Annotated in this window: 26 protein-coding genes and 1 pseudogene; 2 read left to right on the forward strand and 25 right to left on the reverse strand. The window is 50.0% G+C overall.

All coding sequences use genetic code 11. The annotated features are described in order from the left end of the window. Window positions 1-146 precede the first annotated feature (146 nt). Window positions 147-2,975: an excinuclease ABC subunit UvrA gene (gene uvrA, locus Kalk_RS06200; protein ID WP_101893374.1), complete on the forward strand. Its 2,829-nt coding sequence runs from the start codon at window positions 147-149 to the stop codon at window positions 2,973-2,975. A gap of 111 nt (window positions 2,976-3,086) precedes the next feature. Beyond that, window positions 3,087-4,505, forward strand: a complete 1,419-nt coding sequence (locus tag Kalk_RS06205) for a DUF4397 domain-containing protein (protein WP_101893375.1) — start codon at window positions 3,087-3,089, stop codon at window positions 4,503-4,505. Between the two features lie 374 nt (window positions 4,506-4,879). On the opposite strand, the pseudogene Kalk_RS06210 reads toward Kalk_RS06205, so the two are convergent. From Kalk_RS06210 to rplB, 25 genes and pseudogenes are all read right to left on the reverse strand, one after another. Beyond that, a pseudogene (locus Kalk_RS06210) lies at window positions 4,880-5,023 on the reverse strand (IS3 family transposase); the annotation flags it as partial. Between the two features lie 149 nt (window positions 5,024-5,172). Beyond that, window positions 5,173-5,565, reverse strand: a complete 393-nt coding sequence (gene rplQ, locus Kalk_RS06215) for a 50S ribosomal protein L17 (RefSeq protein ID WP_101893376.1) — start codon at window positions 5,563-5,565, stop codon at window positions 5,173-5,175. 48 nt (window positions 5,566-5,613) lie between these two features. Beyond that, window positions 5,614-6,618, reverse strand: coding sequence for a DNA-directed RNA polymerase subunit alpha (locus Kalk_RS06220; protein WP_101893377.1), 1,005 nt, complete (start codon window positions 6,616-6,618; stop codon window positions 5,614-5,616). 32 nt (window positions 6,619-6,650) lie between these two features. Continuing rightward, window positions 6,651-7,271, reverse strand: coding sequence for a 30S ribosomal protein S4 (gene rpsD, locus Kalk_RS06225; protein WP_101893378.1), 621 nt, complete (start codon window positions 7,269-7,271; stop codon window positions 6,651-6,653). Window positions 7,272-7,285: 14 nt separating this feature from the next. Further along, a complete protein-coding gene (gene rpsK / locus Kalk_RS06230; protein WP_101893379.1) occupies window positions 7,286-7,681 on the reverse strand; it encodes a 30S ribosomal protein S11 in 396 nt (131 codons plus the stop codon). A 25-nt stretch (window positions 7,682-7,706) separates the two neighbouring features. Further along, on the reverse strand, window positions 7,707-8,063 hold the full coding sequence (gene rpsM / locus Kalk_RS06235) for a 30S ribosomal protein S13 (RefSeq protein ID WP_101893380.1): 357 nt from the start codon (window positions 8,061-8,063) through the stop codon (window positions 7,707-7,709). Between the two features lie 123 nt (window positions 8,064-8,186). Further along, entirely contained in the window at window positions 8,187-8,303 is a 117-nt protein-coding gene (gene rpmJ / locus Kalk_RS06240) for a 50S ribosomal protein L36 (RefSeq protein WP_101893381.1), read from the reverse strand. Window positions 8,304-8,333: 30 nt separating this feature from the next. Next, the gene (gene secY, locus Kalk_RS06245) at window positions 8,334-9,647 is read right to left on the reverse strand and encodes a preprotein translocase subunit SecY (protein ID WP_324774898.1); all 1,314 of its coding nucleotides are present in this window, start codon (window positions 9,645-9,647) and stop codon (window positions 8,334-8,336) included. A 28-nt stretch (window positions 9,648-9,675) separates the two neighbouring features. Further along, window positions 9,676-10,110: a 50S ribosomal protein L15 gene (gene rplO, locus Kalk_RS06250; protein WP_101893383.1), complete on the reverse strand. Its 435-nt coding sequence runs from the start codon at window positions 10,108-10,110 to the stop codon at window positions 9,676-9,678. A gap of 4 nt (window positions 10,111-10,114) precedes the next feature. Beyond that, complete coding sequence (gene rpmD / locus Kalk_RS06255) at window positions 10,115-10,297, reverse strand: 50S ribosomal protein L30 (protein ID WP_101893384.1); 183 nt, start codon at window positions 10,295-10,297, stop codon at window positions 10,115-10,117. A gap of 5 nt (window positions 10,298-10,302) precedes the next feature. Beyond that, window positions 10,303-10,803, reverse strand: coding sequence for a 30S ribosomal protein S5 (rpsE, locus tag Kalk_RS06260; protein ID WP_101893385.1), 501 nt, complete (start codon window positions 10,801-10,803; stop codon window positions 10,303-10,305). An 11-nt stretch (window positions 10,804-10,814) separates the two neighbouring features. Further along, window positions 10,815-11,162, reverse strand: coding sequence for a 50S ribosomal protein L18 (gene rplR, locus Kalk_RS06265; protein WP_101896232.1), 348 nt, complete (start codon window positions 11,160-11,162; stop codon window positions 10,815-10,817). Between the two features lie 20 nt (window positions 11,163-11,182). Beyond that, window positions 11,183-11,716, reverse strand: coding sequence for a 50S ribosomal protein L6 (rplF, locus tag Kalk_RS06270; protein ID WP_101893386.1), 534 nt, complete (start codon window positions 11,714-11,716; stop codon window positions 11,183-11,185). Between the two features lie 13 nt (window positions 11,717-11,729). After that, window positions 11,730-12,122 carry a 30S ribosomal protein S8 gene (rpsH, locus tag Kalk_RS06275; RefSeq protein ID WP_101893387.1) on the reverse strand — a complete coding sequence of 131 codons (393 nt, stop codon included), beginning with the start codon at window positions 12,120-12,122 and terminating at the stop codon, window positions 11,730-11,732. A gap of 24 nt (window positions 12,123-12,146) precedes the next feature. Further along, complete coding sequence (gene rpsN, locus Kalk_RS06280) at window positions 12,147-12,452, reverse strand: 30S ribosomal protein S14 (protein WP_101893388.1); 306 nt, start codon at window positions 12,450-12,452, stop codon at window positions 12,147-12,149. Window positions 12,453-12,462: 10 nt separating this feature from the next. Then, a complete protein-coding gene (rplE, locus tag Kalk_RS06285) occupies window positions 12,463-13,002 on the reverse strand; it encodes a 50S ribosomal protein L5 (RefSeq protein WP_101893389.1) in 540 nt (179 codons plus the stop codon). A 26-nt stretch (window positions 13,003-13,028) separates the two neighbouring features. After that, window positions 13,029-13,349, reverse strand: a complete 321-nt coding sequence (gene rplX / locus Kalk_RS06290; RefSeq protein WP_101893390.1) for a 50S ribosomal protein L24 — start codon at window positions 13,347-13,349, stop codon at window positions 13,029-13,031. Between the two features lie 18 nt (window positions 13,350-13,367). Beyond that, complete coding sequence (gene rplN / locus Kalk_RS06295; RefSeq protein ID WP_101893391.1) at window positions 13,368-13,736, reverse strand: 50S ribosomal protein L14; 369 nt, start codon at window positions 13,734-13,736, stop codon at window positions 13,368-13,370. Window positions 13,737-13,778: 42 nt separating this feature from the next. Further along, a complete protein-coding gene (gene rpsQ / locus Kalk_RS06300; protein ID WP_101893392.1) occupies window positions 13,779-14,048 on the reverse strand; it encodes a 30S ribosomal protein S17 in 270 nt (89 codons plus the stop codon). A gap of 2 nt (window positions 14,049-14,050) precedes the next feature. Then, complete coding sequence (gene rpmC / locus Kalk_RS06305) at window positions 14,051-14,245, reverse strand: 50S ribosomal protein L29 (RefSeq protein ID WP_101893393.1); 195 nt, start codon at window positions 14,243-14,245, stop codon at window positions 14,051-14,053. Next, the gene (gene rplP, locus Kalk_RS06310) at window positions 14,245-14,658 is read right to left on the reverse strand and encodes a 50S ribosomal protein L16 (RefSeq protein ID WP_101893394.1); all 414 of its coding nucleotides are present in this window, start codon (window positions 14,656-14,658) and stop codon (window positions 14,245-14,247) included. Before rplP ends, rpmC begins: the two co-directional genes overlap by 1 nt. A gap of 11 nt (window positions 14,659-14,669) precedes the next feature. Further along, window positions 14,670-15,359 (reverse strand): 30S ribosomal protein S3, encoded by a 690-nt coding sequence (rpsC, locus tag Kalk_RS06315; protein ID WP_101893395.1) that lies wholly within the window; start codon window positions 15,357-15,359, stop codon window positions 14,670-14,672. A 12-nt stretch (window positions 15,360-15,371) separates the two neighbouring features. Continuing rightward, window positions 15,372-15,704, reverse strand: coding sequence for a 50S ribosomal protein L22 (gene rplV, locus Kalk_RS06320; RefSeq protein ID WP_101893396.1), 333 nt, complete (start codon window positions 15,702-15,704; stop codon window positions 15,372-15,374). 11 nt (window positions 15,705-15,715) lie between these two features. After that, window positions 15,716-15,991 carry a 30S ribosomal protein S19 gene (gene rpsS / locus Kalk_RS06325; protein ID WP_101893397.1) on the reverse strand — a complete coding sequence of 92 codons (276 nt, stop codon included), beginning with the start codon at window positions 15,989-15,991 and terminating at the stop codon, window positions 15,716-15,718. Between the two features lie 22 nt (window positions 15,992-16,013). Beyond that, complete coding sequence (gene rplB / locus Kalk_RS06330) at window positions 16,014-16,844, reverse strand: 50S ribosomal protein L2 (protein WP_101893398.1); 831 nt, start codon at window positions 16,842-16,844, stop codon at window positions 16,014-16,016. Between the last annotated feature and the right edge of the window lie 16 nt (window positions 16,845-16,860).

Consider the following 16,860-nt stretch of genomic DNA (forward strand, 5'->3'; position numbering starts at 1 on the left):
TATGGCCCAGCTCTCGTAGAGCCATGAACGACTATCCGTCCACTTATTCCTCATATTCAAACTTCAAGCTGAACAAGGCCCAATGCCGCTAGTGTGACCAACCCAATATCTCTATACTTGCGGGTTTATTTTGCAGGGGGTTACTGATGGACACCATTCAAGTTCGCGGAGCACGTACGCACAACCTGAAAAACATCAACCTGGACATTCCCAGGGACAAGTTCATCGTAATTACCGGGCTGTCCGGTTCTGGCAAATCATCCCTGGCCTTCGACACCCTCTACGCCGAAGGCCAGCGCCGTTATGTGGAATCTCTATCCACCTATGCCCGCCAGTTCCTGTCTCTGATGGAGAAGCCCGATGTAGACCACATCGAAGGCCTCTCTCCTGCCATCTCCATCGAGCAAAAAAGCACGTCACACAACCCGCGATCCACCGTGGGCACCATCACCGAGATCTACGATTACCTGCGTCTGCTCTACGCTCGGGTAGGCACACCCCGCTGCCCGGATCACGATCTACCGCTGGAAGCCCAGACCATCAGTGAGATGGTCGACGAGGTCATGGCGCTGCCCGGCGACAAACGCTACATGCTGTTGGCACCCGTGATCCAGGATAAGAAAGGTGAACACCTGCACCTGTTTGAAGAATTAAGAGCAGACGGCTTCATCCGCGCCCGCATCGACGGCATCGTGGTAGACCTGGATCAGCTGCCCAAAATCGACAAGAAAAAGAAACACACCATTGAAGTGGTAGTGGATCGATTTAAAGTTAAAGAAGACATGGGGTTACGTCTGGCAGAATCGTTTGAAACCGCCATCAACCTCGCCGGCGGTACCGCCGTCGTCACCAATATGGATGACGAAAAAGAATCCCTGCTGTTTTCCTCCAAATTTGCCTGCCCGGTCTGTAACTACAACCTGAGCGAACTGGAACCGCGGCTGTTCTCATTCAATAACCCGGCCGGAGCCTGCAGCACCTGTGACGGGCTCGGCGTCAACCAATTCTTCGACGAAGACGCCATCGTGGTATCCGCAGACCTCAGCCTGGCGGAAGGCGCTATCAAAGGCTGGGATCGCCGCAGCGTCTATTACTTCCAAATGCTCAAATCCCTGGCGGAGCACATCGGCTTCGACATCGACAAACCGTTCGGAAAACTGACCAAAAAAGCCCGCAGCATCATATTACAAGGCACCGGAAACGATCCTGTTCCATTCCGCTACCTGAACGATAGGGGCGATGTCATTACCCGCAACCACCCTTTCGAAGGCATCATTCCCAATATGGAGCGCCGCTACCGGGAAACAGAATCCGATGCCGTACGGGAAGAGCTGGCCAAATACCTCAGCATAGCGGACTGCCAAAGCTGTCACGGCTCCCGCCTGAACCGTGCCGCTCGCAACGTCTACATCGAATCCGTGCCGCTGCCTGAGGTGGTGAAATTGCCAGTAGGAGACGCCCTCACCCACTTCAAAGCGCTCAAACTAACAGGCAAAAAAGGCGAAATTGCCGAGAAAATACTCAAAGAAATCCGCGAGCGCCTGCAGTTTCTGGTAAATGTCGGCCTCGAATACCTCTCCCTCAACCGCAAAGCAGAAACCTTATCCGGTGGCGAAGCCCAACGAATTCGACTGGCTAGCCAAATCGGTGCCGGACTGGTAGGGGTTCTCTATATCCTCGACGAACCCTCCATAGGCCTGCACCAACGCGACAATGAGCGCTTACTGGCCACCCTCACGCGCCTGCGGGACATGGGTAATACCGTTATCGTGGTAGAGCACGACGAAGACGCCATCCGCGCTGCAGACTTCATCATCGACATCGGCCCAGGTGCAGGCGTACACGGCGGCGAAGTGCTCCGCGCCGGCAGCCTCGAGCAAATCATGTCATGCCGCAAATCCATCACTGGCCAGTATCTGAAAGGCACCAAGGCCATCGAGATTCCTGCCCAGCGCACCAGCAATGACCCAGATCGCCAACTACAAATTCACGGCGCCCACGGCAACAACTTGCAGAACGTAAACCTAAGCCTGCCCGTGGGCCTGATGACCTGCGTAACCGGTGTATCCGGCTCAGGCAAATCCACACTGATTAACGGCACTTTATTCCCACTGGCGGCCACACTACTGAATGGCGCAACCACTCTGAAACCGGCCCCTTACGGAGAATTCCACGGTATCGACCACTTCGACAAAGTAGTCGACATAGACCAAAGCCCAATCGGCCGAACCCCCCGATCAAACCCCGCAACCTATACAGGCCTGTTTACACCCATTCGCGAACTGTTTGCAGGCACTCAGGAAGCGCGCTCACGAGGCTATACGCCGGGCCGTTTCAGTTTTAACGTCAAGGGTGGTCGCTGCGAAGCCTGTCAGGGCGATGGCGTCATTAAAGTAGAGATGCACTTTTTGCCTGACATGTACGTACCCTGCGATATCTGCAAGAGCAAACGCTACAACCGAGAGACCCTCGAGATTCGCTATAAAGGCAAAAACATAAGCGAGCTACTGGATATGACAGTAGAAGACGGCCTGGAGTTCTTTGAAAACGTCCCGGTTATCGCGCGCAAACTGCAAACCCTGGTGGACGTCGGCCTGTCCTATATCCGCCTCGGACAATCAGCAACCACCCTTTCCGGTGGCGAAGCCCAGCGCATCAAACTGTCCAAGGAGCTTTCCAAACGGGACACGGGCAAAACACTTTATATACTTGACGAACCCACTACCGGCCTTCATTTCCACGACATACAACAATTGCTGACCGTACTGCATCGTCTGCGCGACAAAGGCAACACCGTCGTCATCATCGAACACAACCTCGATGTGATTAAAACAGCAGATTGGATAGTGGATTTAGGGCCAGAGGGAGGCAGCGGTGGTGGTCAGATAATCGCCGAAGGAACACCGGAACAGGTAGCAAAACTAAAAAAATCCCACACCGGTCGCTTCCTCAAGCCGCTCCTGGAAAAAAAATAGCTGCGTTCACAACTCGTTCACGCCAGACTCACGCAACGTTGACGCGCACCAGCGCATAGTCACTGCAAGCCTCGGAGCAATGGTTGCTCCGAGACCAACAGGAGAACGACTATGCATAAGATAACCACACTCAGTGCCGCCATCGCATCCACCCTCGTACTCACCGGTTGTGATGACGAAAAATACGACAAATTCTTCCCCAAAGGCGAACTACGCGTTATCCACGCATCGGTAGATGCGCCACCGGTCAATGTTATCCTCAACGGCAAGACAAGTATCGAAAACCTGGATTACGCAGAAAGCTCTGGTTTCCAAACCGTGCGCGCCGGTAGCTACCGGGTACAAGTTGAAGGCATCATTCCAGGAGGCAACGCCACCGTTATCGACGTGGATGGCTTTGCCATCAACAAAAATGCCTCCCCCACTGTTATAGCTCTTAACACCGTAAGCAGCATCGAGCCTATCGTAGTGCAAGAATCGACAGCAGCCCCCGCAGATGGAGAGGTGGCTACAGTAGTGGTTCATGGTGCATCAGCCGCAGGCGCTGTTGATATCTATTTGACCGCACCAGGTGACAGCATCAGCGGTTATACGCCTGCGTTTAATTTCGACTTCAAAGACAGCATCGATGCAGGCGCGCTGCCCACTGGAACCGTTGAAATCCAGGCAGCGATCGGCAGCACAGTTGTCTACAACTCCGGAGCGGTAGACCTAAGCCCCTTCTCTGGACAAAAAATTATGCTGGTAGCCGTTAACTCAGAAAACGACACCGAGAATAGCGCCTCACCGATCAAAATACTCGCCGTTACAGACACTGCCACCATTGAACTGAGGGATGCAGACACCCAGTTTGGCGCCAAAGTGGTACACGCGTCACCCGATGCATCCGCTGCAGCTGGCGGACCGGTTGAAGTCTTCGCAACCAGCAGCGCACTTGGAATAGCACCACTCGAGTTAATCGATGCATTCGACTACACCGACATAACCCCATCTGCCGCTAGCTATATCAATGCTCCAGCAGGAGACTACCTGTTCGATGTCGCGCCAGACACCGACTCCATCGGTGATAGCATATATACTTCTGCGAATCTCACCCTGACTTCAGGCAGCGAGTACACCGTAATCGCCGCGGGCAGGGTGACAACGTCTCCAGCGTTCTCACTACTTGCCACCCAAGATAACAACCGTTCAATCGCTACCCAAGCAAGCCTTAAGCTGACCCATGCGGCACCTGCAGCAGGAACCGTCGACGTATTCATCACAGCGGCAGGAAGCTACACCACTGCAGAAGTAGAAGCAGGCTTCGCTGGGACACCTCTGCTAGATGAATTCGCTTTCGGGGACATTACGGATTACGTCGCCGTTGCACCAGGAGCGTATGACATCAGAGTGTTGGCAGGCGGGGTAACTGCAATAAATCTAGAGGGAGTCGCGGTGAGTGGTGGCGATGTTTTGCACGCCATTGCAAGAGGCCCAAGCGAACCGTCCGGCACACCTAGCGACTTTGGAGTGATTTTACTGAGCAACTAAGGCCATTATTTATAGGCCCCGTCCAAAATACGTTGACGGTTTTTGATTGAAGCGGCTGCATTAGTCAGCCGCTTTTTCGTGCACGTCGTTTGACGTTTTCATGCCGAGGCTCAAGTACGGCCTTATTTCGTTGCAAGTGGACACAGATCGTTCAATCAGCCATACCCATCTGTCATCAAAGGCCTGATGCCATTCCGACGCAACTCATCCTAGTACCGCGATGAGTAGTATTAAAGCCCTCTGCCTGAGTGATGGATGACCACATGAGCAACAGATTCTTGAGGGGGCTCGTCTTCTAGCGACTTCCGAAGACGTTTGCAATTGTTAGGCTGGCGTTTCCGGGAATTTTTTTAAGAAGTCGTGGTTCGTCATGCTGGCTGAGACCAGTCCAGCTTACCGTGTTTTCGCAGCAATGCCAAAACGGTAGAACGGCCTTGAATACCACACTTGTTTTGAGCCTGCTTGAAGGTCGGTTCGCCTTTTTAAACAGACTCAACGACACTTAATTCAAAGCCCAGACTGCAAACGCGCTGAGTTAGCGCATTCCAGGTTTGTGGAAAGTGTTTTCCATAAAATAGGCCCCATGTGCGTGAACCTATTTCAGGATGGGACAAGGATATAAAAAAAGCCCGGTCATGACCGGGCTTTTTTTTGGCAACAGCTCGACCTATTCGTCGTCCAACTCAACCGCTTCTGCAGCAATTGGGCGATCAACCAGCTCAACATAAGCCATAGGTGCTTTATCACCGGCACGGAATCCGCATTTTAGAATGCGAATATAGCCACCGGGTCGCTCCTTGTAGCGGGGACCAAGATCAGTAAACAGCTTTCCAACCGCTTCTTTGCTACGAGTACGAGCAAAGGCCAAACGGCGGTTAGCTACACTGTCACTCTTTGCCAAAGTAATCAGAGGCTCTGCATGACGACGCAACTCTTTAGCTTTTGGCAACGTAGTTTTGATCAACTCGTGCTCTACCAGAGAAACTGCCATGTTGCGAAACATCGCTTTACGATGGCTGCTGTTTCTGTTTAATTTACGACCACTTTTACGGTGACGCATCGCTCTTTTCCTTTACAACTTGCGGCCCCGAATGCTCGGAGCAATGGTTTAACGTTTCTTCAGTACGCGCTCATCATCACGCAGACTGCCAGGAGGCCAATTTTCGAGGCGCATACCCAGAGAAAGGCCCTTAGACGCCAATACGTCTTTGATCTCAGTCAATGACTTCTTACCCAAGTTTGGGGTTTTCAGCAACTCAACTTCTGTACGCTGAACCAAGTCACCGATATAGTAAACGTTCTCTGCTTTCAAGCAATTCGCGGAGCGAACGGTAAGCTCAAGATCATCTACTGGACGCAACAAAATCGGATCAATCTCATCGCGTTCTTCAACCTTCTGCGGCTCTGACTCTTTCTCAAGATCCACAAACACGGCCAATTGCTGCTGCAGAATAGTGGCCGCTCGGCGAATAGCGTCTTCCGCATCGATAGTGCCGTTAGTCTCAAGATCGATAACCAGCTTATCCAGATCGGTACGCTGCTCTACCCGCGCACTCTCAACAACATAGGCTACTCGACGAATTGGCGAATATGTCGCATCCAGTTGCAGGCGACCAACGCCACGCGTCTCTTCTTCACTATCACGTCCGTCGGCTGGCTCATAACCGCGACCCTTCTGAATACGAAGCTTCATATTCAGCTTGGTGCCAGCACTCAAGTTGGCGATAACCAACTCTTTGTTCATGATCTCAACATCGTGGTCCAACAGAATATCGCCAGCGGTAACAATGCCGGGACCTTCCTTGTTGATACTCAATAATGCTTCACTTTTTTCATTCAAACGAACAGCGAGATTCTTGAGGTTCAACAGGATGTCAATAACGTCCTCTTGAACACCTTCAAGCGTACTGTACTCATGAACTACGCCATCAATCTCAACTTCTGTTACTGCTGCCCCAGGCATGCTGGACAATAAAATACGACGCAGCGCATTGCCCAGAGTGTGTCCGAAGCCCCTTTCCAAAGGTTCTAACGTGACCTTTGCATGGGTTTCGTTAATTTCCTGAACACCGATAGTCCTTGGTGTTAAAAACTCATTAACAGAGCGTTGCATATAGAGTACCACCTCAACCTTTTGCTTATTTATTACTTAGAATAAAGCTCTACGATTAGGTTTTCGTTGAGTTCTGAGGGAAGATCAGTACGCTCTGGTACAGCCTTGAAAACACCTTCTTTCTTCTTGGTATCCACTTCTACCCAGGACGCAAACCCACGCTGTTCCGCCAATTCCATTGCCGCGCTAACGCGCAGTTGGTTTTTGGCTTTTTCACGCACGGCTACCACATCACCAGGTGAAACCTGGAAAGAAGCCACGTTAACAGTTTGACCATTAACCATAATCGCTTTGTGGCTGACCAACTGACGGGCTTCAGAACGCGTTGAGCCGAAGCCCATACGGTAAACCACGTTATCCAGACGACCTTCCAGCAACTGAAGCAAATTCTCACCTGTGGCGCCTTTCTGACGCGCTGCTTCAGTGTAATAATTTCGGAACTGACGCTCTAGCACGCCGTATATACGACGAACTTTTTGCTTCTCACGCAACTGTGTACCGTAGTCAGACAAACGACCACGACGCTCACCGTGCATACCGGGAGCTTTCTCAGAGCGGCACTTGTTCTCATACGCACGAACACCACTCTTCAAACCAAGATCGGTGCCTTCGCGACGAGACAACTTACATTTAGGGCCTAAGTACCTAGCCATTTATAGGACTCCCATTAAACTCGACGTTTCTTAGGTGGACGACAACCATTGTGTGGAATGGGAGTCACGTCAGTAATACTGTTAATTTTATAGCCACAAGAATGCAGAGCACGTACCGCGGACTCGCGACCAGGGCCTGGGCCCTTAACCATCACTTCAAGATTCTTCAAACCATACTCTTGCGCAGCCAAGCCAGCTTTTTCAGCTGCTACCTGTGCGGCGAAAGGCGTGCTCTTACGAGACCCCCTAAAACCGCAACCACCAGCAGTAGCCCAAGAGAGGGCGTTGCCTTGACGGTCTGACAGAGTAATGATGGTGTTGTTGAAGGAAGCGTGAATGTGCGCCACACCATCAACAACTGACTTCTTAACTTTCTTACGCGTACGCGCTGTTGCTTTAGCCTTAGCCATTTAACTGATTCCTGAACGTTACGCTTTACTTACGAATTGCTTTACGTGGCCCTTTACGGGTACGCGCATTGGTCTTAGTGCGCTGTCCACGAACGGGCAAGCTGCGACGGTGACGCAGACCACGGTAGCAACCCAGATCCATCAGACGCTTGATGTTCATCGACACTTCACGACGCAAATCACCTTCTGTAGGGTGACCGGCTACTTCGTTACGTACCGCGTCAAGTTGCTCATCCGTCAACTCTCTAATCTTGGTAGCTGGGTTTATACCAACTGCTGCACAAATGGCTTGTGCCTTTGTGTTCCCGATACCAAAGATATAGGTCAGAGATATAACCGCATGTTTGTTATCAGGAATATTGACGCCTGCTATACGGGCCATCCAACTTACTCCATTTACTCGAGCTTAAAAACTGTTTATCAGCCGCGAAAGGGCGCAAAGAATATCTTCACAGCCCACAAAAATCAACTAAATAGATCTTTGTCTTATCACGAAGGTTAAATATTAGCCCTGACGCTGCTTGTGACGGGGCTCAGAACTACAAATTACCCGTACGGAGCCCTTGCGGCGTACGATTTTGCAGTTACGACAAATCTTCTTAACTGATGCCTGAACTTTCATGTCAAACTCCAAACAAGCTTAGGTTAAACCTTAACGAACTAGGCCGGTTCCGCCATAGCCTTTCAGGTTTGCTTTCTTCATCAAGGACTCGTATTGCTTGGACATCAGGTGACTTTGCACCTGCGCCATAAAGTCCATTACCACAACCACCACGATCAACAGGGAGGTCCCGCCCAAATAGAATGGTACGTTACCGAAAGCCTGCAGCCCTTGGGGCAATAAACACACTAACGTTATATAGATCGCGCCAACCAGCGTTAAGCGCCCCAACACCCCGTCAATGTACTTGGCCGTTTGCTCGCCTGGTCGAATCCCGGGAACAAATGCACCAGATTTTTTCAAATTATCCGCAACATCTCGGGGATTAAACATAATCGCCGTGTAGAAGTAGCAGAAAAACACAATCAAAAGAGCAAAAAGCAATAGATACAGCGGCTGACCCGGCCCCAAAGCCAGAGACACTTCCTGCAACCAGGCCATATTTTCATTTTCGCCAAACCACTGACCAATACTTGCTGGGAACAACAGAATACTGGTTGCAAAAATAGGTGGTATCACGCCTGCCATATTAATTTTCAAAGGCAGATGAGAACGCTGGGCTGCAAATACCTTCCTACCCTGCTGACGACGCGCGTATTCTATAGTAATTCTGCGTTGAGCGCGCTCCATAAACACCACAAAAAACACAGTAATTACGGCGACAATACCCAAAATCAGCAGAACTGCTACATTTAACTCGCCCTGTCGAGTCGCTTCCAGGGCCTGACCGATAGCCTGTGGTAAGCCTGCGACGATACCGGCAAAGATGATCATCGATATACCGTTACCGATTCCGCGCTCGGTAACTTGCTCACCCAACCACATCAGAAACATCGTACCGGTGGTCAACGTTACTACAGCAGGAAACAACCACGAGAATCCGACCGTTAAGGTGATCCCTTGCGTTTGTAGCGCCATTGCCATGCCAAGCGACTGCAAGGTGGCCAATCCCAATGTTCCGTAACGGGTGTACTGAGATATCTTGCGGCGACCAGCTTCACCTTCTTTTTTTAACTGCTCAAGCTGAGGACTCACTGCAGATAAAAGCTGCATGATAATAGACGCCGAGATGTAGGGCATGATACCCAGCGCCAATATAGACATGCGCTCCAAAGCCCCACCAGAGAACATGTTAAACAAACTCAGGATTGTGTCCTGTTGTTGCTTGAATAAATTCTGTAACTGGATTGGGTCGATGCCTGGTACCGGAATATGAGCGCCAATTCGATAAACTAGAATCGCGAAAAACAAGAATTTTAGGCGAGCCCAAAGCTCGCCCATTCCCGCTCCTTTCATATTCGGCATACCGGCCTGTTGGGGCTTGGCTGCCATATTATTCCTCTATTTTTCCGCCAGCAGCTTCGATTGCTGCTTTAGCGCCCTTAGTAGCAGGAACGCCTTTCAAGGTTACTGCCTTGGTGATATCACCGGACAGTACAACTTTTACATATTTAGTGCTGCGACGAATTACACCTGCCGCCTTCAGTGCATCAATATCGACAACGTCGCTGGTTACTTTTGCCAACTCGGACAATCGAACTTCTTCTCGAATCAACGATTTCTGAGAAGTGAAACCGAATTTAGGCAATCGACGCTGAATAGGCATCTGGCCGCCCTCAAAACCGGGCTTTATACCGCCACCAGATCTAGAAGTTTGCCCTTTAACGCCACGACCACCAGTTTTTCCCAGACCACTGCCTATGCCACGACCACGTCGTTTTGCCGCAGGCTTAGATCCGGCCGCAGGACCAATACTGTTCAATCTCATGTTATTAACCCTCAACACGAACCATGTAGTAAACTTTATTCACCATACCGCGAACAGCTGGCGTGTCTTCTACTTCAACGGTGTGACCTATGCGACGTAAGCCGAGGCCTCGTACACATGCCTTATGGCTTTCGATGCGACCAATTGTGCTTTTGGTCAGAGTCACTTTTATAGTGCTTTTGCTCATGACGATTACCCTAGAATTTCTTCTACGCTTTTACCACGCTTGGCAGCAACATCTTCCGGAGACTTCATGGATGCCAAACCTTTAACGGTTGCTCGTACAACATTCATTGGATTGGTTGAGCCGTAGCACTTCGCCAACACGTTATGAACACCCGCAACCTCTAATACGGCGCGCATCGCACCGCCAGCAATGATACCGGTACCGTCGGAAGCAGGCTGAAGATAAACCTTGGACGAACCATGCTGAGCTTTAATCTGATGCTGAAGCGTAGTTCCGTTCAGTTCAACTGAAACCATGTTACGTCGAGCGGCTTCCAACGCTTTCTGAATTGCCACTGGAACTTCACGGGCCTTTCCGCTACCAAAGCCTACTTTGCCGTTACCATCGCCAACAACTGTCAAAGCTGTAAAACCGAAAATACGTCCGCCTTTAACAACTTTTGCTACGCGGTTTACTTGAACTAACTTTTCTTGTAAACCTTCGTTTTTATCTTCAACTTTAGCCATCTTAATACCCTTTAAAACTCAAGGCCGCCTTCACGAGCAGCTTCTGCCAACGCTTGCACCCGACCGTGATATTTGAATCCGGAGCGATCAAAGGCTACCTTACCAACGCCTTTTTCTTTAGCGCGTTCTGCAATCAGTTTACCAACAGCAGCTGCAGCGTCTTTATTGCTGGTGCCGCCTTGGAAACCTTTCTCGTTAGTGGAGGCACTTGCAATTACACTACTGCCATCAGTGCTGATGACTTGAGCGTATATGTGTTGGCTAGTGCGGTTAACTGTCAGTCGGGTTTCACCCAACTCACGAATCTTCATTCTGGTGCGCTTCGCCCGGCGCAGTCGCGCGAATTTTTTATCGTTCATGGCTACTGTCATCTCACCGATTATTTTTTCTTGGCTTCTTTACGAAGCACATGCTCGTCAGAATACCTTACGCCTTTGCCTTTATAGGGCTCTGGCGGACGGAAACTACGTACGTTTGCTGCAACTTGTCCTAGCAGCTGTTTATCAGCGCTTTTCAGAACAACCTCAGTCTGGCTTGGCGTTTCAGCAGTTACACCGGCTGGCAATTCATACTCAACAGGGTGAGAAAAACCCAGAGTCAAACTTAAGGTATTACCCTTAGCTTGCGCTCTGTAACCAACACCAATCAGTTCAAGTTTCCGCTCAAAGCCATTACTAACACCAAGCACCATGTTATTTACCAACGACCGGAATGTTCCAGCCATTGCCCAGGACTGCTGACTTTCCTGAACTGGTTTAACAATCGCCTGACTGCCATCTAATTCAACCGCAACTAGCGGATTCAGGTCGAGCTTAAGCTCGCCTTTCGAGCCTTTAACTACAAGCTCCTGCCCATTTACTTTGATATCAACCCCTGATGGGATATCTACCGGGCTCTTAGCTACTCGAGACATTGCCGACCACCTATTAAGATACGTAACACAGCACTTCGCCACCAACGCCTGCAGCGCGAGCAGCTCGATCAGTCATAACGCCTTTATCGGTGGACACAATCGCCACACCAAGGCCACCCATAACTTTGGGTATGCTGTCATTGGATTTATATATTCGCAGACCAGGGCGACTAACACGCTTGATCTCATCAATTACTGGCTTGCCTTCAAAATATTTCAATTGCACTGTGAGCTCTGGAAGCTTCTCACCATCAACAGAAAAACCAGCGATATAACCTTCGTCCTGCAACACTTTGGCTACGGCCACTTTGGTTTTTGAAGAAGGCATAACCACGTTCGCTTTCTTAGCCATCTGGCCATTGCGAATCCGGGTCAACATATCCGATAAAGGATCTTGCATACTCATTTCAAAATTCTCCGTTAACCGTAATTACCAGCTGGATTTTACCAAACCTGGCACATCACCGCGCATAGCTGCTTCACGCAACTTGTTACGCGACAAACCAAACTTGCGGTAAAAACCGTGTGGGCGACCAGTCAAGCCGCAACGATTGCGCAAACGAGCCTTGGAAGCGTTACGCGGCTGACGCTGCAACTTAATCTGTGCTTCCCATCGCTCTTCTTCAGTGCTGTCTGGGTTGCTGATAATAGCTTTAAGCTCGGCACGCTTTTTGGCGAACTTAGCGACTGCGATCTGGCGCTTCTTTTCGCGCTCCATCATAGATACTTTTGCCATTATAAATCACCTATTTCTTGAGCGGGAATTTGAAGGCTTCAAGCAATGCACGACCTTCTTCATCATTCTTTGCAGTTGTAGTAATGGTGATATCCATACCACGGATCTTATCGATCTTGTCGTAGTCGATTTCAGGAAACACAATCTGTTCCTTCACACCCATACTATAGTTACCCTGACCATCGAACGATCTGGGATTCAAACCACGGAAATCGCGAATTCGGGGGATTGCCATAGAGACAAGACGATCAAGAAACTCGTACATACGCTCGCCGCGCAAAGTAACCTTGGCACCAATGGGCCAACCTTCACGAATCTTAAAGCCTGCAACCGATTTGCGAGCCTTAGTTACCAAAGGCTTCTGACCTGTAATCAGTGACAAATCTGCTACGGCACCGTCGATGGCCTTTTTATCTTGAGAGGCTTCACCTACACCCATATTGAGGGTGATCTTGGTGATCTTAGGCACTTCCATAACGCTTTTGTATCCGAATTGCTGCTGCAGCTGGGACACGACTTCGTTTTTGTAGACTTCTTTCAATCTGCTCATTGCTATAACCCGATACCTTTTAAGGCTTACGCCTTATCCTCAATGACTTCGTTCGTAGACTTAAAGCAACGAACCTTTTTGCCATCTTCCAGGAATTTGAAACCAACGCGATCCGCTTTCTGGGTTTGCGGGTTAAAAATTGCGACGTTAGAAGCCTGAATCGGTGCTTCTTTCTCGACAATACCACCGGGTGCACCCTTCTGAGGGTTCGGCTTCTGATGCTTCTTAACGATATTCACACCGCCAATCAACAACTTGCCTTCCAGTACTTTTAACACTTTACCACGCTTGCCTTTATCGCGACCGGCAATTACCACTACTTCATCGTTTCTTTTGATCTTCAGCATCTCTAATACCTCTTAGCCTTACAGCACTTCGGGGGCCAAGGATATGATCTTCATGAACTGATCGCCACGAAGTTCCCGAGTCACTGGCCCAAAGATACGAGTACCGATAGGCTGACGGTTATTGTTCAACAACACTGCAGCGTTCTCGTCGAAGCGGATCAAAGAACCATCTTGGCGACGAACGCCTTGACAAGTCCGAACAACAACGGCGTTCATCACGTCGCCTTTTTTAACTTTACCGCGAGGAATCGCTTCTTTCACAGACACCTTGATGACGTCTCCGATTCTCGCGTAACGGCGATGAGAACCACCTAGTACTTTTATACACTGTACCCGGCGAGCACCGCTGTTATCAGCAACCTGCAATACGGTTTGGGTCTGAATCATTGCCAGTCTCCAAATTAAATAGTAAAGAGCAGCTAAGTAACCTTAGCTCTTTGCCCTTTCGTCAATGCTCACCAAGCGCCAGCACTTGGTTTTAGACAATGGACGACATTCTTCAATAGTAACGATGTCGCCGGTGTTGCACTCGTTGGTTTCATCATGAGCATGAAACTTAGTAGAACGCTTCACGAACTTGCCATAAACAGGGTGCTTTACTTTGCGCTCCACCATCACGGTAACAGACTTGTCACCTTTGTCACTGACAACCAGGCCAGTATGAGTGCGCTTCTTAGTCGCAGTAGCTTGCTCTGTCATTCTCAATTACCCTGCTTAATCTCAGCCAAAATTGTCTTTGTACGAGCAATTTCGCGACGAGTTTTTTTCATGACGTGGGACTGGCCCAACTGACCTGTGGCCAGCTTCATGCGGTTTTCAAACTGCTCGCGCAGAAGCCCCAACAAATGCTCGTTGAGCTCAGACTCGTTTTTCTGCCTTAAATCATTCGCGCTCATCACATCACCGTCCGCGTAACAACTGTGGTTTTGATGGGCAGCTTAGCCGCCGCCAGCGTGAAGGCCTCACGAGCGATGTCTTCGCTTACACCTTCCATCTCGTACAACATTTTTCCTGGGCGAATCTCTGCAACCCAGTATTCAACGTTACCTTTACCTTTACCTTGACGTACTTCCAACGGCTTCTCAGTGATTGGCTTGTCGGGAAATACGCGAATCCAGATCTTACCACCACGCTTCACATGACGAGTCATAGCTCGACGAGCGGCTTCGATCTGACGAGCTGTAAGGCGACCACGACTGACGGCTTTCAAACCGATAGTCCCGAATGAAACCTTGTTGCCGGCTTGCGCCAGACCTCGGTTGCGGCCCTTATGCTGCTTTCTAAATTTAGTGCGTTTAGGCTGTAACATGTCTCTGACCCTTAGCTAGCACGTGTTCGTTTTGGTGCGCTGGCTTTCTGCTCTTCAGGCTGCTCCAGATCACCATCCAGTATCTCGCCTTTGAAGATCCATACCTTGACGCCGATAGTACCGTAAGTAGTCTCAGCTCGCGCAGTTGAATAATCGATATCCGCACGCAACGTATGCAGAGGAACACGACCTTCGCGATACCACTCTGTACGAGCGATCTCAGCACCACCCAAGCGGCCAGAAACCTGCACCTTGATACCTTTGGCTCCGAGGCGAATAGCGTTTTGTACAGCACGCTTCATCGCTCGACGGAACATCACCCGGCGCTCCAGCTGAGAAGCGATACTTTCCGCAACCAAGCGAGCGTCAAGCTCAGGCTTTCGAACTTCTTCGATGTTCACGTGGACAGGCACGCCCATCATCTGAGAAAGCTCGCGACGCAACTTTTCTACGTCTTCGCCTTTCTTGCCGATCACGATACCAGGACGCGCAGTCTTGATTGTGATTCGCGCATTCTCTGCGGGTCGCTCAATTTCAATTCGACTTACAGAAGCAGACTTCAGCTTATCGAACAAATATTCGCGTACTTTAAGATCTGTTAGCAAATAACCTGAGTACTGTTTAGGCGATGCATACCAAGTAGAGGTGTGCTTTTTAACGATGCCCAAACGTATCCCGGTCGGATGTACTTTCTGACCCATCTGGCCTGTCTCCTAGTTGTCAGATACCTTGACCGTGATATGGCAAGTTCGCTTCATGATGCGATCTGCACGGCCTTTGGCACGTGGCTTGATGCGCTTCATGGTCATACCTTCGTCAACATAAATTTCAGAAACCTTCAATTCGTCAACGTCAGCACCGTCATTGTGCTCAGCGTTCGCTATTGCCGATTCCAAAACCTTCTTCACAAGGTGCGCTGCTTTCTTCGGACTGAAGGTCAGGGTATTCAAGGCCTGATCGACACTTTGTCCGCGAACCTGATCGGCGACCAACCGTGCTTTTTGGGCAGACACCATAGCGCCGCGCAATTTAGCTGCTGTTTCCATCACCGCACCTCTTAGCGTTTAGCTTTCTTGTCTGCAGCGTGACCACGATAAGTTCGGGTAGCTGCAAACTCGCCTAACTTGTGACCCACCATATGCTCCGAAACCATTACTGGAACATGTTGGCGACCATTGTGAACCGCTATTGTCAAGCCCACCATATCTGGAAGAATAATGGAGCGTCGCGACCAGGTCTTGATTGGTTTACGACTGTTAGTCTCGACAGCTTCTTCCACTTTTCTCAAAAGATGTTCGTCGATGAACGGACCTTTCTTTAATGAACGTGGCACAATTAATACCTCTTAATCCGTATTACGATTTCGCACCGCGACGTCGAACAATCAACTTGTTCGTGCGCTTATTCTTGCGTGTCTTGTGACCCTTAGTAGAGACACCCCAGGGAGTTACCGGATGACGACCACCTGAAGTCCTACCTTCACCACCACCGTGCGGGTGATCAACAGGGTTCATAGCCACACCACGTACAGTAGGTCTTACACCACGCCATCTTTTTGCACCAGCCTTACCAAGAGAGGCCAAGCTGTGCTCAGAATTTCCTACTTCGCCGATAGTTGCTCTGCAATCCGCAAGAACCTTGCGCATCTCTCCTGAACGAAGGCGCAAAGTCACATACGCACCGTCACGAGCCAGCAGCTGCGCTGATCCACCTGCACTTCGTACCATTTGCGCGCCCTTACCAGGCTTTAGCTCGATACAATGAACAACACTACCAACGGGGATGTTGCGCAATGGCAGACAATTACCAACTTTTATTGGCGCATCCTGACCAGAGAACACAGCAGTTCCAGCAGCAACACCTTTGGCAGCAATAATATATCTACGCTCACCATCAGCATACTTCACCAGCGCCAAGTTTGCGGAACGGTTTGGATCATACTCCAATCGCTCAACAACACCAGGGACACCGTCTTTATTTCTTTTAAAATCAACAATACGGTAATGCTGCTTGTGACCACCACCCTTGTGACGAGTAGTAATTCGACCAGTATTGTTACGACCGCCTTTTTTGGAGTTCTTATCCAGTAGCGGGCCGTGAGGAGCACCCTTGTGCAAATCCGGATTAACTACTTTTACAACAAAGCGGCGACCGGGAGATGTAGGTTTAGCTTTAACCAATGCCATTAGCTTTACTCCTCAC

Origin of the sequence: Ketobacter alkanivorans (assembly GCF_002863865.1) — a bacterium.
Taxonomy (GTDB): domain Bacteria; phylum Pseudomonadota; class Gammaproteobacteria; order Pseudomonadales; family Ketobacteraceae; genus Ketobacter; species Ketobacter alkanivorans.

What these genes read in the sequence shown, in the direction of transcription:
- uvrA (WP_101893374.1), top strand. Translation starts at nt 147, where the DNA reads ATGGACACCATTCAAGTTCGCGGAGCACGTACGCACAACCTGAAAAAC.
- Kalk_RS06205 (WP_101893375.1), top strand. Translation starts at nt 3,087, where the DNA reads ATGCATAAGATAACCACACTCAGTGCCGCCATCGCATCCACCCTCGTA.
- rplQ (WP_101893376.1), bottom strand. Translation starts at nt 5,565, where the DNA reads ATGCGTCACCGTAAAAGTGGTCGTAAATTAAACAGAAACAGCAGCCAT.
- Kalk_RS06220 (WP_101893377.1), bottom strand. Translation starts at nt 6,618, where the DNA reads ATGCAACGCTCTGTTAATGAGTTTTTAACACCAAGGACTATCGGTGTT.
- rpsD (WP_101893378.1), bottom strand. Translation starts at nt 7,271, where the DNA reads ATGGCTAGGTACTTAGGCCCTAAATGTAAGTTGTCTCGTCGCGAAGGC.
- rpsK (WP_101893379.1), bottom strand. Translation starts at nt 7,681, where the DNA reads ATGGCTAAGGCTAAAGCAACAGCGCGTACGCGTAAGAAAGTTAAGAAG.
- rpsM (WP_101893380.1), bottom strand. Translation starts at nt 8,063, where the DNA reads ATGGCCCGTATAGCAGGCGTCAATATTCCTGATAACAAACATGCGGTT.
- rpmJ (WP_101893381.1), bottom strand. Translation starts at nt 8,303, where the DNA reads ATGAAAGTTCAGGCATCAGTTAAGAAGATTTGTCGTAACTGCAAAATC.
- secY (WP_324774898.1), bottom strand. Translation starts at nt 9,647, where the DNA reads ATGCCGAATATGAAAGGAGCGGGAATGGGCGAGCTTTGGGCTCGCCTA.
- rplO (WP_101893383.1), bottom strand. Translation starts at nt 10,110, where the DNA reads ATGAGATTGAACAGTATTGGTCCTGCGGCCGGATCTAAGCCTGCGGCA.
- rpmD (WP_101893384.1), bottom strand. Translation starts at nt 10,297, where the DNA reads ATGAGCAAAAGCACTATAAAAGTGACTCTGACCAAAAGCACAATTGGT.
- rpsE (WP_101893385.1), bottom strand. Translation starts at nt 10,803, where the DNA reads ATGGCTAAAGTTGAAGATAAAAACGAAGGTTTACAAGAAAAGTTAGTT.
- rplR (WP_101896232.1), bottom strand. Translation starts at nt 11,162, where the DNA reads ATGAACGATAAAAAATTCGCGCGACTGCGCCGGGCGAAGCGCACCAGA.
- rplF (WP_101893386.1), bottom strand. Translation starts at nt 11,716, where the DNA reads ATGTCTCGAGTAGCTAAGAGCCCGGTAGATATCCCATCAGGGGTTGAT.
- rpsH (WP_101893387.1), bottom strand. Translation starts at nt 12,122, where the DNA reads ATGAGTATGCAAGATCCTTTATCGGATATGTTGACCCGGATTCGCAAT.
- rpsN (WP_101893388.1), bottom strand. Translation starts at nt 12,452, where the DNA reads ATGGCAAAAGTATCTATGATGGAGCGCGAAAAGAAGCGCCAGATCGCA.
- rplE (WP_101893389.1), bottom strand. Translation starts at nt 13,002, where the DNA reads ATGAGCAGATTGAAAGAAGTCTACAAAAACGAAGTCGTGTCCCAGCTG.
- rplX (WP_101893390.1), bottom strand. Translation starts at nt 13,349, where the DNA reads ATGCTGAAGATCAAAAGAAACGATGAAGTAGTGGTAATTGCCGGTCGC.
- rplN (WP_101893391.1), bottom strand. Translation starts at nt 13,736, where the DNA reads ATGATTCAGACCCAAACCGTATTGCAGGTTGCTGATAACAGCGGTGCT.
- rpsQ (WP_101893392.1), bottom strand. Translation starts at nt 14,048, where the DNA reads ATGACAGAGCAAGCTACTGCGACTAAGAAGCGCACTCATACTGGCCTG.
- rpmC (WP_101893393.1), bottom strand. Translation starts at nt 14,245, where the DNA reads ATGAGCGCGAATGATTTAAGGCAGAAAAACGAGTCTGAGCTCAACGAG.
- rplP (WP_101893394.1), bottom strand. Translation starts at nt 14,658, where the DNA reads ATGTTACAGCCTAAACGCACTAAATTTAGAAAGCAGCATAAGGGCCGC.
- rpsC (WP_101893395.1), bottom strand. Translation starts at nt 15,359, where the DNA reads ATGGGTCAGAAAGTACATCCGACCGGGATACGTTTGGGCATCGTTAAA.
- rplV (WP_101893396.1), bottom strand. Translation starts at nt 15,704, where the DNA reads ATGGAAACAGCAGCTAAATTGCGCGGCGCTATGGTGTCTGCCCAAAAA.
- rplB (WP_101893398.1), bottom strand. Translation starts at nt 16,844, where the DNA reads ATGGCATTGGTTAAAGCTAAACCTACATCTCCCGGTCGCCGCTTTGTT.